General features: G+C 42.4%; 11 protein-coding genes. 8 read left to right on the top strand and 3 right to left on the bottom strand.

Annotated elements, in window-relative coordinates; translation table 11 throughout:
* The first annotated feature begins 63 nt into the window (after positions 1 to 63).
* Genes JWR61_RS22030 through JWR61_RS22015 form a run of 4 tightly spaced genes read left to right on the top strand, consistent with a single transcriptional unit; the run spans position 64 to position 5998 of the window.
* Complete coding sequence (locus tag JWR61_RS22030) at positions 64 to 2574, top strand: glycoside hydrolase family 2 TIM barrel-domain containing protein (protein ID WP_301929862.1); 2511 nt, start codon at positions 64 to 66, stop codon at positions 2572 to 2574.
* A 36-nt stretch (positions 2575 to 2610) separates the two neighbouring features.
* The gene (locus JWR61_RS22025) at positions 2611 to 3633 is read left to right on the top strand and encodes a family 43 glycosylhydrolase (RefSeq protein WP_301929861.1); all 1023 of its coding nucleotides are present in this window, start codon (positions 2611 to 2613) and stop codon (positions 3631 to 3633) included.
* Positions 3561 to 5417 carry a DUF5597 domain-containing protein gene (locus JWR61_RS22020; RefSeq protein ID WP_301929860.1) on the top strand — a complete coding sequence of 619 codons (1857 nt, stop codon included), beginning with the start codon at positions 3561 to 3563 and terminating at the stop codon, positions 5415 to 5417. Before JWR61_RS22025 ends, JWR61_RS22020 begins: the two co-directional genes overlap by 73 nt.
* Before the next feature lie 35 nt (positions 5418 to 5452).
* A complete protein-coding gene (locus JWR61_RS22015; RefSeq protein WP_301929859.1) occupies positions 5453 to 5998 on the top strand; it encodes a hypothetical protein in 546 nt (181 codons plus the stop codon).
* Positions 5999 to 6271: 273 nt separating this feature from the next.
* On the opposite strand, the gene JWR61_RS22010 is transcribed toward JWR61_RS22015, so the two are convergent.
* The 3 genes from JWR61_RS22010 to JWR61_RS22000 all read right to left on the bottom strand — a co-directional run bounded on the left by JWR61_RS22010 (position 6272) and on the right by JWR61_RS22000 (position 8479).
* Positions 6272 to 7081 (bottom strand): hypothetical protein, encoded by an 810-nt coding sequence (locus JWR61_RS22010; protein ID WP_301929858.1) that lies wholly within the window; start codon positions 7079 to 7081, stop codon positions 6272 to 6274.
* A 618-nt stretch (positions 7082 to 7699) separates the two neighbouring features.
* Complete coding sequence (locus tag JWR61_RS22005) at positions 7700 to 8056, bottom strand: response regulator transcription factor (protein WP_301929857.1); 357 nt, start codon at positions 8054 to 8056, stop codon at positions 7700 to 7702.
* A gap of 228 nt (positions 8057 to 8284) precedes the next feature.
* Positions 8285 to 8479, bottom strand: a complete 195-nt coding sequence (locus tag JWR61_RS22000) for a hypothetical protein (RefSeq protein ID WP_301929856.1) — start codon at positions 8477 to 8479, stop codon at positions 8285 to 8287.
* Positions 8480 to 8948: 469 nt separating this feature from the next.
* Here JWR61_RS22000 and JWR61_RS21995 point away from each other — a divergent pair, with 469 nt between their 5' ends.
* The 4 genes from JWR61_RS21995 to JWR61_RS21980 all read left to right on the top strand — a co-directional run bounded on the left by JWR61_RS21995 (position 8949) and on the right by JWR61_RS21980 (position 15355).
* Complete coding sequence (locus JWR61_RS21995) at positions 8949 to 9332, top strand: hypothetical protein (RefSeq protein WP_301929855.1); 384 nt, start codon at positions 8949 to 8951, stop codon at positions 9330 to 9332.
* A 104-nt stretch (positions 9333 to 9436) separates the two neighbouring features.
* Complete coding sequence (locus JWR61_RS21990) at positions 9437 to 11620, top strand: hypothetical protein (protein WP_301929854.1); 2184 nt, start codon at positions 9437 to 9439, stop codon at positions 11618 to 11620.
* A gap of 46 nt (positions 11621 to 11666) precedes the next feature.
* Positions 11667 to 13994, top strand: a complete 2328-nt coding sequence (locus tag JWR61_RS21985) for a glycoside hydrolase family 3 C-terminal domain-containing protein (protein WP_301929853.1) — start codon at positions 11667 to 11669, stop codon at positions 13992 to 13994.
* Positions 13994 to 15355, top strand: a complete 1362-nt coding sequence (locus JWR61_RS21980; RefSeq protein ID WP_301929852.1) for an NAD(P)-binding domain-containing protein — start codon at positions 13994 to 13996, stop codon at positions 15353 to 15355. Before JWR61_RS21985 ends, JWR61_RS21980 begins: the two co-directional genes overlap by 1 nt.
* Positions 15356 to 15462 lie beyond the last annotated feature (107 nt).

The raw sequence follows: 15462 nt of genomic DNA, 5'->3' as shown, positions 1-15462 counted from the left end.
AAAACAGTAACAGCAATACCATCTCTGCGACAACCAACATTCAATAGTGTGATCATTAACTTAATGATGAAAAAAATAATTTTTAGTGTTTATTTCCTGATCTGTGTTGTCATTGCACATGCACAAATTAATACAGGAACCCGTAACAGGCCATTTGATGCCGGTTGGCATTTTATAAAAGACAGCATCAATGGGGTGCAGGAGATGAATTATGATGATTCAAAATGGAGAACCGTAAATCTTCCGCACGACTGGAGCATAGAAGACCTGCCCAATCAAACACCTGATAACGTTGTTGGTCCATTCAGCAAAAGCAGTATTGGATCATCCGCTACAGGATTTACAGTAGGTGGCACTGGATGGTACAGGAAGAAATTTATAACTGCCAAAGCAGATGAGAAAAAACTTGTTACTATACATTTCGATGGCGTGTACATGAATTCGGAAGTTTGGTTGAATGGTCATTTGCTGGGCAATCATCCTTATGGTTATACGCCTTTTTCTTACGATCTGACGCCTTACCTGAATCCTGCTGGCCAGGAAAATGTTGTAGCAGTGAAGGTGCAAAATGAGGGAAAAAATTCACGCTGGTACAGTGGCTCCGGCATTTACAGTCATGTATGGTTAACCGTTACAGCAGCAGTGCATGTGGCTGTTTGGGGCGTGTACATTACTACACCTGTTGTATCAAAAACTAGTGCTGCCATACAAATAAAATCAACTATCAATAACGAACAAAACTCTGCAGGCAATTTTATACTTGTAACAACCATTCTTTCTCCGGCTGGTAAAGCAGTAGCACAAACACAAAAGACTTTGCTGCCTGAAGCAAATGCATCAACAACAGATTCACAAAACATCACAATTTCCAATCCCGTTCTATGGTCACTTGAAGCACCTGGATTATATAAAGTTGTTACAGAAATAAAATCTGGAAATAGAATCATAGACCGTGTAGAAACAAGTATTGGTATCAGAAGTATTCGCTTTGATGCTGACAAAGGATTTCTGCTAAATGGCAAAAGGGTGATATTGAAAGGCGGCTGTATTCATCACGACAATGGCCCATTGGGTGCTGCTGCCATAGACCGTGCAGAAGAACGTAAGATTGAACTCTTAAAGAAAGTTGGTTATAATGCTATTCGCCTTAGTCACAACCCGCCATCGCATCAATTACTCGATGCGTGTGACCGCTTGGGTATGCTGGCGCTGGATGAAGCATTTGATATGTGGGAGCTTGCTAAAAATCCGCAGGATTATCATTTGTATTTTAAAGAATGGTGGCAAAAAGATTTAGATGCAATGATAATGAGAGATCGAAATCATCCGTCCGTTATCATGTGGAGCATCGGCAATGAAATTTTTGAAGCGCCGGATACTGCGGGTTATCGCATCGCCAAAATGCTGGCAGACGAAGTGCGCAAACTCGATGATACAAGGGCGGTGACAGCGGGCATTGCTTATTTGCCGGGTTATACAAAGAAGCCATTCGAAGACTATGCGCCTTACCTGTTGAATCTTGATGTGGATGGATACAATTACTTTTTAGAAAGCACCTCTAAATTTTTTGTTCGTGACAGCGCTACGGCTCACCGCTTTGAAACAGAGCATGCAAAGCATCCCAAAAAACCTTTTATTGTTACAGAATACACTCCACAAAGTGCGCTGGAAAATTATGAGTACCCGATAAAAAATCCTTACATGTTAGGAAGCTTTAAATGGACAGCGATGGATTATATTGGTGAAGCGGGTATCGGCAGACCGGTTCAGGTTCCTGCATCCAGGAAGTTGCCAACCGGGCTAATCCGCATGGGGCTTTTCTACATGCCAAAGTGGTCAGTATTCAATGCTTACTGTGGCGACCTGGATTTGATTGGCAATAAAAAGCAGGCCGCATACTACCAGGATGTTGTGTGGAAAAAAAGCACGGTTGAAATGTTGGTGCGTCGTCCCATCACTGACGATATGCAGGAAGTAATAGCGCCCTGGGGATTTCCTGATGAATTAAAATCATGGACATGGCCGGGACAGGAGGGCAGGAAAATATTGGTGCATGTATACACAAGAAGCAAGCTCGTAAAACTGGAATTAAACGGAAAGATCATTGCAGAACAATCAGTGCCGGATACCAGCATTACTGCAACTTTTGAAATTGAATATCAACCCGGGAAACTGGTAGCAAAAAGTTTTGATGGTGATAAAGAAACAGGATCAAGTGCTTTATCAACTGCAGGTAAACCGTTTGCTGTGCGGTTGACTACAGATAGAAATACAATCAAAGCTGATATCAATGACCTTGCTTACATCAATGCAGCCATTGTTGACGAAAAAGGAAACGTTGTACCCAATATTGATGACATAGTAATTACTTACCATCTTGCAGGAAATGCCACCATTGCAGGCGTTGGCAACGGAAGTTTTGATGATGCATCCAGCTTTCAGCAAAACCATAAAAAAGTTTACCAGGGAAGAGGATTGGTTATTATCAGACCGAAAGGTGTTGCTGGTAATATAATCCTTAAAGCAACTGCAATGGGTTTAGCAGAAGCTTCGATAAAAATTATAATGAAATAATAGATTTGGAAATTGTATTTTTCAATAAACAATTGTATGAAAAAACACTTTCTTACTGCATCCTTCACCTTATTGGTGTCATTGGCATTTGCGCAAAAACAAACTGCTATCCTTCCCCGCGAAGTGTGGCCTGATGAAGAGGGCAATCATATCCAGGCACATGGTGGCGGTATCATCAGGTTGGATAAAACATACTATTGGTACGGGGAAGAACGCAGGCCGGGATTAGACACCAACCATCGTTATGTGAGTTGTTATTCATCTGAAGATTTGATGAACTGGAAATTCAGGGGAGATGTAATAGCATTGACCAAACCAGACACCGTGTTGGAAAATAACAAATGGGTGTTGGAAAGACCCAAAGTTTTTTACAATACCAAAACAAAGCAATATGTAATGTACATGCACCTTGATGGTGCAGTGAAAGGGGTATCCAAATCTGCATGGGCCTATGATTATGCAAGCGTAGGTGTTGCAGTAAGTGACAAGGCTACAGGTCCGTTTAAATTGATAAAAACCTTCCGGCCATTGGGAAAAGAGAGTCGTGATATCGGGCAGTTTATTGATGATGATGGCAGTGCCTATTTAATCTTTGAATGCCGTCCTGTAAAAGGATTTTACATCGCTCAATTATCGGATGATTATTTAAGTGTTGAAAAGGAAACCGCCTTTATACAATCGCCATTGGAAGGCGGTGCAGTTGTTCATTATAAAGGATTGTATTATGCGGTAGGGTCAACATTAACCGGCTGGTCGCCCAACGCAAACAAGGTTGCCACGGCTGTTTCATTGGCTGGTCCATGGAGTGAGTTTGTTGATATCGCTCCAACAGATACAAAAACTTATAGCTCACAATCTACCATGTTTATAAAAGTTGCAGGTACAAAAGATACCACGGTGATTTTTATGGGCGACCGGTGGAAACCTACTGCCTTGTGGGATTCACGTTACATCTGGATGCCGGTACAAATTGGAGCGGGCAAACTATGGCTACCGGAACCGAAGCCATGGACAATCAATGTGAAGACGGGAGAGTGGAAACAAATGGATGTAAAGTAGCATTGGATATCCACTACCTTCACAACAACGATGCAAAAAATAAAATTGCCAGCATGAAAAAACTTTCATTGATTATTATTTTCTCAATAGCGGCAACCACGCTATCTGCACAAAAAACTGCCATACCTCATCTTGAAAAAAAGGGAAGCACCACGCAATTAATCGTGCAAGGCAAACCCTTTTTAATATTAGGCGGAGAGTTACACAATTCCAGCACTTCCGGCGCTGCTTATATGCGGCCAATATGGGAGCAGATGAAAAAGAAAAACCTCAATACCGTTATAGCTGCTGTGTATTGGGAACTTGTGGAGCCGCAGGAAGGCAGGTTTGATTTTGCGTTGGTTGATAGCATGATCAATGGAGCAAGAAAGCATGACCTGCACCTGGTCATCTTATGGTTTGGTTCGTGGAAGAACGGATATTCCATGTATGTTCCGGGATGGGTGAAAAATAATACGGAAAGATTCCCCAGGGTGAAGAATAAAAAAGGAGAGCCATTTGTTGTACTGTCTGCCCTGGGTGAGGCTTCCATGAAAGCCGACGCAAAGGCTTTCAAAGCAGTGATGCAACATATCCGCCAGGTAGATGAAAAATATCAAACGGTGATCACCGCACAGATAGAAAATGAAGTTGGTTTATTTTATGAACCAAGGGATTACAATGAAGCAGCCATCATGGCATATGACCAGGGCGTTCCTGCTGACCTGGTGAATTATTTGGTCGCCAATAAAGGAAAACTGCAACCGGAGCTGGACAGCGTATGGAAAGCAAATGGCAATAAAACTTCTGGCAGCTGGGAGGAAGTGTTTGGGAAATCGGTGTTGAATAAAGAAGATGCAACAGCACTTTCTTATTTGCCCGAAGAATTGTTTACCGTGTATCATTATGCCAGATACATCGGGCAGGTAGCCGCCGCTGGTAAAGAAGCCTACCCCATACCGATGTATGTAAATGCCTGGATAAAGCAACATGGTTTTAGCTGGCCCTCAAGATATCCTAGTGGTGGACCTGTACCTCATACGCTGGATGTATGGCGACAAGCTGCACCGGCAATTGATTTTATTGCACCGGATATTTATGTATCCATACCCGAAGCCCGTTATACTATTGAGCAATATCATCGCCCCGGCAACCCCGTATTTATTCCTGAATTCAAGCCTGGTGCTGCATCAGCCAGCCTGGCTTTTTGGGCATATGGCCAGCAGGATGCGATCAGCTTTTCTCCCTTTGGTATAGATGAATCTTCACCGGAAGAAGATCCTATCACCAAAAGCTATGCAGCTTTATCACAGGTACAGCAGCTGATATTACAACACCAGGGAAAAGGCACAATGGCTGGCATCTATGTAGATACAACGGATAAGTCTCAAAGCTTTGAACTAAATGGGTACAGTGTAAAAGTAAATCTATCTCAACCGCTGTTTGCTCCGGCAGGAGGTGCGGTAGCAGGTCTTTCATCATCAGACAAAAGAGTGATGTCAGCAGGTGGAATTGTTTTTGCCACCGGAGCGGATGAATTTATTGTTGTTGGAAAAGATTTCTCAGCAACATTTACTCCGATAAAAGCGGATACACAAAAAACAAAAATAGACATCGAATATATGGATGAAGGATCATTCGTAAATGGCAAATGGATTACGATAAGACGGTTGAATGGTGATGAAGGCACAGGTGGTGGAGATTACGGCTTCGGATTTAATAAAGGGTTCTCCGGTATGTTTAGATTTCAACCATCGGCTACCGGCAATTACAATATCGTGAAGTTTAAGTTGTATAAATATTGATAGCATAGCATTCAATAAATTAAAAATACCTGACAATGAAAAGAAAGAAAAGCTACCTGCATGTGATGATTTGCTTGTTGTTACTGATAACAGGCATAGGCCGGATATTTGGCCAGAACACTGCAACGCAGGATACCATGTTCAAAGCACCTTATGTGGATATAGACGAGTGGCGGGATAAGCCGGTGCGTCATCATTATGTGCATGGAGGTTTCACGGGAACAGATACCCGTTTCTCATTCTATTTTTCTCCTAAAGAAAAGTACCAGGGCCATTTCTTCCAGTACATTACCCCGGTGCCGGACAATAAAAATTTATCGCAGGGCGCTACCTGCGAAGGTGATAAGATTGGTTTTTGCGTTACCAACGGCGCCTATTTTATTGAAACGAATGGAGGTGGAAAATTTGGTGCAGGCATGCCTGGTTCGGGATTGATGCAACGATCGGGGCTTATCGTGCCAATGCTGCCTGTGCACAATACTCCCGGGTTATTGCTGCGCAGCAATATGGTACGCAACAGCGGCCGTATGGCTATGCATTCGGCGGCAGTGGTGGTGCCTACCGTAACATTGGCGGCATAGAAAATACCGACGGTGTGTGGGATGGTGCGGTACCATAGGGAAACCATTCACTTTATAAAATATAAGGCGGCAACAAAAGATATGGTGAAGTCATTAGAACTTTCAGAAGTGACCCCTGTGCTTTCTGCGAAAAAAGAAAAGTGATCACCTAAACAAATTTTGAACAATGGAGACAACGAATATAAAAGCGTTCGGCACAGTAGAGAAGTGTTTACCCGGCCCGATACCAAAGTCCATGAAAATATTGGCTAGGCATGCCAGCCTGCCTGAACATTAACTGACTTTCAACTTTAAAAATTTACCGAGTACGGTGTAGCGTTTATTTACCTGCATGCGGATTGTATTATTCGAAAGCAGGGCTAAACTGACTTTATCGTTTGATGAATTCAGACTGAAAGAAACACCCTTTTTTAGTGCAGTTTCCTGCTCATTGGTAAGTTTACTTTTTAAAGGAAATGCTGCACTGAAGCCGATCATATCTACTGTTTGTGCGAGCAATACATTTTCCGGCCGCAGCAACAATTCTTTATAACGGATCAATGATGAATCAGTCGTTCTGTTAAGTGTGCTGATCAGGGTATCAGGCCTCAGTGCATCATAGTACAACGTACCTACTCTTATATTCATTTTTGTACTGTCGAAAATTGCCGGCAGGCCTTTATATTCCGGCGACATACTTAATAACTCTGTTATCTCGGCATAAAAATCTTTTCTTAAATGATTGCTTAGCGGCAGGGTATCACTGCAATTGGCAGAATTCATAATCGCCAGCAAGTGGAAAAGATTTTGATTGTTGGCGGTATCCAAAATTTTCAGTCCTTTGGTAATGTCTGTTGCATGTTCGTTGTTAATACTACCAATATTGATTTTGTCCTGCAGCTGTAAATAAAATGCATCGGCAAATATGGGTTGATTCATGCAATGTTCATAATACTGCTTCCAGGTAGCCAGGCCCTGTTTATAATTTTCATCCGGTTGATACACGCTGTCACTTACAGATTCAAATTTCAGGTTTTGGTATTTGTTGTTATCATTACCGGAATTGCATCCGGTACTGACAGTGCCCATAATAATGAAAACCATGAGGATATAATTCTTTACCATAGTTGATGTAGAATTTTGGAGTAACTACTTGCTGTAAATGTAAAAAAATTAAAAGTAAAGTACTAAAACAGTTTCCATACCACATATTAATTTATAGTGAGTTTATTGAACCTACACAGTAATAAAAATGGGGCTTACTGTAAAAACAGCTGCCCCGTTTTTTGTCCAATATCCTTTAAAACCAGGATGAAATTATTACCCTTTTAAAATAAAAACAAGTTGTTATACCTTCTTAGCGAATTGATAACAATAATAAAAAAAGGGCTACCTGTGTAGACAGTGCCCTTGACTTAACCGAACCCCTAAGAAAACGAATGCTTTGTATTTATTGACTATCTATTATTTTAAAGATAAAGAAGGGCTGCTGTTGAAACACCGCCCTGAAAATAAGTCATCTGTTTTCCTATTAAAACAGGATGGGTAAGATAAGGCCTCTATTTTTTATATGCAATAGTTCTAATAAAGTATTCCATTCATACTTTACTGGTTATAAAAATGGTTCTGCTATCGTTATATTTAACTAACTCATTTCAACCATTGATGAGAAGGGATGTTTCAGTTTTCATTCTGCCAGGTGGAAGAAGCGAAAATTGCCTACTATTTTACTTGTGTCCAGTTAGATATTTTATCCATTAGATTTTTTATATCAAATGGCTTAGCAACATAATCATCAGCACCACAAGCAATAAACTTATCCTTAAGATTTAAACTTGCAGATACCATAATTATTGGAATAGCGCTGTGTGTTTGTTTTAATTCTTTGCATATGTCCCTGCCGTCTTCACGGGTTAAATAAATGTCAAGCAGGATAAGATCAGGCTTAAACTCTTCTATAACTACTTCTAAATTTTTCCCTGTACGTACTACGGTTACATTATGACGATACGCAGCAAACAACTGTACATACATATGTGTCAAATCAATTGAGTCTTCAACAATCAGGATGTTAGACATGGACAAATTTTCAGCGAAATAAAGATTTTCAGTCTATCTTAAACGCCTTAAAAACACATTAACGTATGGTTTGCATCTTATTTATTTCTGCCAGGACCGCTAATCACCCAAAACCATCCTATCATATATGCTTCAAAGTAGTCGGATAACTCATCAAACAATCCACTGTTAAATTTGAATATCCAGCAATTGCAGCCTTGGGAGTAGAACATTTGCCCATAGTAGTAATTACCTATCATCATGTGCCACAGCCCCCTGCACCATTGACTCAACTAAATTCCCCTTTATAGATTTTGCCCCTATGTTAAATGCATTGACGGTGTTTTTAAAAGCGTGGCATAAAACCATAATTGCGGAAACATCTCTTTCTTTTTGTTCAGGCTGCTTAGGATTTATTTGGTTCAATTCTACCAGAAAGGTCAAGTAAAATATTTATATTTAATTGCTTTAACTTTCCGGTTGACTCTGGAACACTTTCGTTATACTTTTTGGATTCCGCCTTGACTTCAATTATTTTATCATTGTCTCTACAGCCCAGGAATAAACCCAGTAAAAAGCATGAGAGATAAAATGAGTAATTTTTTAAAAATTAACGCTTGTCCTTATTGTCTTAAAACACATCTTTTCAAAACCTGCCTCATTCGTCAGAACAAACACTTATTGTAGGTGCCGGTAGTTGCTTATTCTTCGAGGGGTGTAAATAGTGTATCAGAAATGGCAAAAGAAGTATTTCTCTAAGGGCTACTTTATTAAGACTTTTGTTCATTGTCAATAATAATTAAAACGAAAGCATTGCGACATTATAAAATCACCTTATTCTGTTTCTTGAAAAACTCAACCTCCTTCACAACAAAACTAATCCTTCTACATACCAATTAAAATTGCTTCATTTATGAAAAAGTTCCCCTTTTCTCTCCTAGGCATCTTTTCTTTATTCTTATCGCTAAATGCGGACGCACAAACGAAAACAGGTGTGGAATATTTTGCAGGCAAGTGGAGTACACTTGTGATAGGAACACCAAGTGGTGATAGGAAGATGGTTTTTGTCCTCGAGAAAGAAGATACAGGGATTATTGGGGTTGTGCAAGACACAACTGGAAAAAAACTGTCTACGATTACAAAGGCAGAATTGAATGCTAACACCATCACTTTGTATTATAGCATCAACGAACACGATGTAATTACGGAGTTAACAAAAAAAGACGAAGACCACGCCACTGGAAACGCAATGGGGATGTTTGATGTGGAAGCTGTACGGGTGAAAGCAACAAAATAATTCAGATTTGAGCTATTCTAAATGGAGCTGAGGCAGAGCGAAAGCTAGATACGCTATAGATGCATAAAATCAAATTATAAGTTTATCAATAATAACATTTCTACATGTCAATTTCAAAAGTTACGAAAGGCTTGCTCCTGCTGGGGATTCTTGGTTCTTCCCTTCTAAAAGCGCAAAACAATTTGCCCCAGTTGAGCAATCAGCTTGCAAAAAGTTTTGCAACAATGGACACGGTATTTAAAGAACCGTTTATCGATATAGATGAATGGCGGGATAAGCCAGTTCGGCACCGTTATGTGCATGGTGGCTTTAAGGGAAACGGCGCTCGTTTCTCTTTTTACTTCCCATCTAAAGAAAAATACCAGGGAAGATTTTTTCAATACATCACGCCGTTCCCTGATAATGAAAATCTATCACAAGCCGCTACCGGTGAAGAGGATAAAATTGGGTTCTCCGTTACGCATGGCGCCTATTTAATTGAAACCAACCAGGGAGGTAGAATAGACTTTGCAAAACCTGCAACCAGCGACCCATCCTTTGGTGCTTTTCGGGTCAATGCTGCCGCTGCGCAATTTTCGAGAGTTGTAGCAACCCAAATCTTTGGAGGTAAACGTCCGTATGGCTACTGTTTTGGTGGAAGTGGTGGTGCATTCAGAACAGTGGGTGGTATGGAAAACACGGAAGGAGTTTGGGATGGTGCAGTTCCCTATGTCTTGGGCTCATCCATGGCCATACCCAATGTATTCACTATTCGTATGCATGCTATGCGAATATTGTATGACAAGCTTCCCCAAATAATAGATGCATTAGAGCCAGGAGGCAGCGGAGATATGTATAGAGGGCTCAACCAGGAAGAGAACGAAGCACTCCGGGAAGTAACCATGATGGGTTTTCCACCACAATCCTGGTTCGGCTACAAAACAATGGGTATCCACGGCTTTTTAGTGTTGTATCAAGGAGTTGTAAGAGCCGACAGAAAATATTTTGATAGTGCTTTTTGGAATGTGCCTGGTTATTTAGGTGCTAATCCCCCTGCATCGCTTGTAAAGGCCCGTATCCAGCAGCCTAGTAAGATAAAAGCAGGCATTGCTATTGACGAAGCTGTCAAATTGGGTTTGGCGCAACCCGTGTCGCCGCAGGAAAGAGGAACAGCGGATGCAGCCTGGAAGTCTATAGGTGGGGTAGAGGGAGGAATGCCAGTGGCGTATCAATTGGAAAATGTATTGCCCGGGATCCAGTTTCTTGGTGGCGATTTAATTATCAAAACCGGCGCTGCCGCTGGTAAAACCTTGCAGATTACAAAGATCGCAGGTGATAAAGTGGTTCTTGGCCCAGTTGACGCCGCCGTGCTTGCATTGGTAAAGCCAGGCGATGAGGTGCAAGTGGACAATTCCAATTTTCTGGCCGTACAAACCTATCACCGGCACCAGTTGCCACCTTCAGTGGAAGAATACCCGGTATACAAACAATTTCTTGATAAAGATGGCAAGCCGCTCTATCCACAGCGTCCATTTTTGTTAGCTACAGCATTTACGAAGGGAGCATCAGGTGGTGTATCGGCGTCCGGAAAATTCAAGGGAAAAATGATTTTACTTGAATCGGTTATGGACCGCGAAGCATTCGCCTGGCAAGCTGATTGGTACCGTACGAAAGTAAAGCAGATCCTGGGCGATAACACCGATAACAATTTCCGCCTTTGGTATACAGATCATGCACTGCATGGCGATACTCCAATAGAAGACGACCCAACTCGTACCGTTGGTTACCTTGGCATATTGCAGCAAGCACTGCTGGATATTAGTGCATGGGTAGAAAAAGGCATTGCACCTGCAGCCACTACTAATTATAAAATCGTTGATGGACAAGTGGCGATCCCGGCAACAGCAAACGAACGCAGCGGTATTCAACCGGTAGTAATGTTGAAAGCCAATGGCGGCAAAAGAGCCGATGTGAAAGTTGGCCAACCTGTCACTTTCACTGCTGAAGTAGAAGTACCAAAAAACAGGGGCAAGGTGGTTGCAGCGGCATGGCATTTAGAAGGTGAAGTAGATGATGTGAGCAAACGTAATGGATGGATTTTTGACAAATCCGCTTCTTTTCCAGTTAAAGCAACCTTAACGCCTGCCGATAAAACTGGATCCCGGGTAACGTTGAAAACAACTTACACATTCTCCAAACCTGGAACCTATTTTCCAACCCTGCGGGTAGCGTCACAACGCCAGGGTGATACCAAAACACTATTTACACGTATTCAAAACCTTGACCGGGTACGGGTGGTTGTAAAATAAAAAGCCGCTTAAAAAAAGTTCAACATTCCTGTCACATTAAGCCATCATGCAACCTGTAAATTTTCGCAACCTGTTCCTTTGCCTGTTTGTTGCTGTTTCGGCCAGCAGCAATGCCCAGAATAAGCTGCCGCAATTAGGCAAAAATTCTGTGCATGACATTGTAGATGCGATGACACCGGAAGAAAAAGCATCGCTAGTGGTAGGAACAGGATTGCGCATGGCCGGTAATAATGCCCCTGTAATTGGGGATGCTGATGGCCGAGTGCCAGGTGCTGCCGGCAACACCTTTAGTATCGAACGGTTCAATATACCTGGTTCGGTTCTCGCCGATGGTCCTGCTGGAGTACGGATAGATCCTTTTCAAAAAGGAGACAGCTCTAAATCTTATTATGCTACTGCTTTCCCCGTGGGAACATTGTTGGCATCCAGTTGGGATACCACCCTCATCAAAAAAGTGGGTGCAGCCTTCGGAAATGAAATCAGGGAATATGGTATTGACGTGATTTTAGGTCCCGGTATGAACATACATCGCAATCCGCTTAACGGAAGAAATTTTGAATATTATTCCGAAGACCCGGTTGTGACTGGTTATATGGCGAGTGCCATGGTACAAGGAATACAGTCGAATGGGGTAGGCACCTCTATCAAACACTTTGCAGCAAACAACCAGGAAACAAAAAGAGGAGTCATCAATGCCATTATTAGTGAAAGAGCCCTTCGGGAAATTTATTTAAGAGGTTTTGAAATAGCGGTTAAGAACGCACAACCATGGACGGTTATGAGTTCTTATAATAAAATAAATGGCACTTACACCTCCCAAAGCAAAGACCTGTTAACGGACATTCTTCGCAGTGAGTGGGGATTCAAAGGAATCGTGATGACCGATTGGTATGGCGGAAGAGACGCTATTGCGCAAATGAAAGCAGGAAACGATTTAATTGAACCTGGAGGCAAAAACAAAACACAGGCTATTGTTGATGCAGTGAAAAATGGAACGCTTGATATCCTTGATTTGAATAAGAATGTTGAGAGGATCCTAAACTATTTATTAAAGACACCTTCTTTTCAGCATTACAAATATTCCAACGAGCCTGATTTAAAGGCGCATGCAGCGATCTCAAGAAACGCTGCCACGGAGAGTATGGTGCTGCTTAAAAACGAGCATGACGTGCTGCCATTGAAAAAGGCAGCACGTCTCGCATTATTCGGCAACGGTTCTTACGAAACAATTATGGGTGGCACGGGTAGTGGTGAAGTTAATACTGCCTACGCTGTTTCCATTAACCAGGGTTTGTTAAAAGCAGGCTTTAAAGTCCTTGATAACTTAAAGGAAGTTTATACCGCCTATATTCAACAGGATAAAGCCGCTCATCCAAAAAAGCCCGGACTTACTGTGGGCGCACCACATGTAACACCCGAGTACAAAATAGATGCTGACTTAATAGCAAAAAGCGCTGACGAAGCAGATTTTGCCATTTTCACTATCAGCCGTAATGCAGGTGAAGGAACAGACAGAAAAATAGCAGCTGATTTTAATTTATCTGATACAGAAAAAGTGGTGATTGAAAATATCGCCAGTGCCTTCCATGTTAAGGGTAAAAGGCTGATTGTGGTCTTAAATATTGGTGGTGCAATAGAAACGGCCTCCTGGCGTAACAATGCAGATGCCATCCTGCTTGCGTGGCAACCTGGACTAGAAGCAGGAAATGCAGTGGCAGACCTTTTAGGCGGCATTGTTAATCCTTCCGGAAAATTGGCTACTACTTTCCCGGTAAAATATGAAGATGATCCCTCGGCCAAAAACTTTCCCGGTTACGGGGGCAAATCAGATGAGGTGGTGTACGAAGAAGGTATCTATGTCGGCTACCGGTACTATAATTCCTTTGGCGTAAAACCTGCATTTCCTTTTGGATATGGCTTGAGTTATACCACTTTTTCATACAGCAATTTGAAGTTAAGTTCACCAGGCTTTTCTCGCGCTATTAAAGCCATGGTAACAATTACCAACACGGGCAACGTACCGGGAAAAGAAGTCGTACAGCTTTATCTAAGTGCGCCGCAGGGAAAACTTGATAAGCCGTCAGAAGAATTAAAAGCATTCGCCAAAACAGCTTTGCTCAAACCGGGTACATCACAAACCATCACGTTTACACTATCTTCAAAAGACCTTGCTTCTTTCAATACAACGCAATCGGCCTGGATTGCCGATGCCGGAAATTACGTTGTGAAAATTGGCGCATCTAGTCAGGATATCAAGCAGTCGAAATCTTTCACGCTTCCAAAAGAGATGATTGTCGAAAAAGTAAATAGAGCACTGGTGCCCCAGGCACCCATTAATGAATTAAAGATCGCAGACGCAAAACTGAGGAGGTAATGGAAGTAGGGAATAAAAACAAGCTATTTGAGAGCACCGGGCCACCGGCCTTTTCATCAAACCAGCTCCGAATAATAAATATGGATGACCAAACCGATCAAATGAATGCTCACCTTCTTAAGAGAGAGAGAAACACCCCAAGGGCTGGCGTGGTTGGTTTGGGTATGATCGGAGGCGGTGTTGCCATTAGCCTGGTTCGCCGTGGCCGCATCCCGGCTGTTTATGATATCAGACCTGATGCTGCAGATAGCATGCCTGGTGTTCCACATCCACTGAGGTCACCCGCTGAAGTAGCAAAATCAAGTGATGTAGTAATGGTTGCTGTGGTAAATGCTGCACAAGCTTTAGACGTAATCTGTGGTCCGGATGGACTATTGGAAGGCGCCCATTGTAATCTCATTATCGTTCTGCTTTCTACTGTGGCATTATCGGTGATGCATAAATTGGCAGAATTCTGTAGTATAGCCAACGTTAGTTTCCTGGATTGTGGTGTGACACCTGGAAACAAAGCCGCTGAAAACGGAATGGTCGCTATCGTCGGTGGAGACGATGATGTGGTTGAACGGGCACGACCGGTGTTAGAGGACTGGGCTAAAAAGGTGGTTCATTGCGGACCGGTAGGCGCTGGCATGGCCACGAAAATTGCACGTAACGTCGTCACTTTTGGCAGTTGGTATACAATGGCAGAAGCAGGAATGTTGGCTGAAGCAGCGGGTGTCAAACCAGAAAAACTCCTGGAAGTAATTGAAACGGCCGACCCCGGAGGAACAACACTCCTGCAACTGTTTCGCAAACGTGATGCAAACGGCAACTTACCCAAAAAAGTCGTCCAGGTGATTGAACCGCTAATGATGAAAGATTTAGAAGCAGCGCAGGATTTGGCCGGAACTTTAGGGATTGATGTTCCCCTTGTTGACGTAGCCCTAACGCATGCCGACCAAACATTGGGAATAGAAAAAGAACCGAATTCACTTCCTGGAGATACACAGGAACGTGGCAAAGAAATGATGGCTCGTGTCTATGGCCAGGGTTTCAGTACTTCTTCATCTACTAATCTCCCTTTTATTAATGAAACAGTCAATCACCTGTTCGCAAACATTTGGAGCCGTCCCGGTCTTTCCATCCGTGACAGACGATTGCTGACGATTGGAGCAACCGCTTCACTTAGCCGGGCTGATCTGCTCCAGGTACAAATAAGTGGAGCCCTGGCAAACAAAGAATTGACCGAAGAACAACTGCACGAAGCAGTGCTTCACTTAGCATATTATACGGGGTGGGGCAATGCTACTGCCATGCAGCAGGCAGTTAATACAGCCATTGAAGTTTTTAATGCGAAACAAAAAATGAATCCTAAAGATTAAAAATTGAAAGCTGGTCACCCTATTACTGGGGCGTGGAGGTAGTGTTACATGCTTAATGTGACCAGGTGAAAACAAAATAACAGGAGAGGTATTAATAGAGAGTTTAC

The sequence above is a fragment of the Ferruginibacter sp. genome (genome assembly GCF_028288465.1).
Classification (GTDB): Bacteria; Bacteroidota; Bacteroidia; order Chitinophagales; family Chitinophagaceae; genus Ferruginibacter.
The sequence above is the reverse complement of the archived record's forward strand: the minus strand, read 5'-3'. Positions and strand labels throughout refer to the sequence as shown.

What these genes read in the sequence shown, in the direction of transcription:
- JWR61_RS22030 (WP_301929862.1), top strand. Translation starts at nt 64, where the DNA reads ATGATGAAAAAAATAATTTTTAGTGTTTATTTCCTGATCTGTGTTGTC.
- JWR61_RS22025 (WP_301929861.1), top strand. Translation starts at nt 2,611, where the DNA reads ATGAAAAAACACTTTCTTACTGCATCCTTCACCTTATTGGTGTCATTG.
- JWR61_RS22020 (WP_301929860.1), top strand. Translation starts at nt 3,561, where the DNA reads ATGGCTACCGGAACCGAAGCCATGGACAATCAATGTGAAGACGGGAGA.
- JWR61_RS22015 (WP_301929859.1), top strand. Translation starts at nt 5,453, where the DNA reads ATGAAAAGAAAGAAAAGCTACCTGCATGTGATGATTTGCTTGTTGTTA.
- JWR61_RS22010 (WP_301929858.1), bottom strand. Translation starts at nt 7,081, where the DNA reads ATGGTTTTCATTATTATGGGCACTGTCAGTACCGGATGCAATTCCGGT.
- JWR61_RS22005 (WP_301929857.1), bottom strand. Translation starts at nt 8,056, where the DNA reads ATGTCTAACATCCTGATTGTTGAAGACTCAATTGATTTGACACATATG.
- JWR61_RS21995 (WP_301929855.1), top strand. Translation starts at nt 8,949, where the DNA reads ATGAAAAAGTTCCCCTTTTCTCTCCTAGGCATCTTTTCTTTATTCTTA.
- JWR61_RS21990 (WP_301929854.1), top strand. Translation starts at nt 9,437, where the DNA reads ATGTCAATTTCAAAAGTTACGAAAGGCTTGCTCCTGCTGGGGATTCTT.
- JWR61_RS21985 (WP_301929853.1), top strand. Translation starts at nt 11,667, where the DNA reads ATGCAACCTGTAAATTTTCGCAACCTGTTCCTTTGCCTGTTTGTTGCT.
- JWR61_RS21980 (WP_301929852.1), top strand. Translation starts at nt 13,994, where the DNA reads ATGGAAGTAGGGAATAAAAACAAGCTATTTGAGAGCACCGGGCCACCG.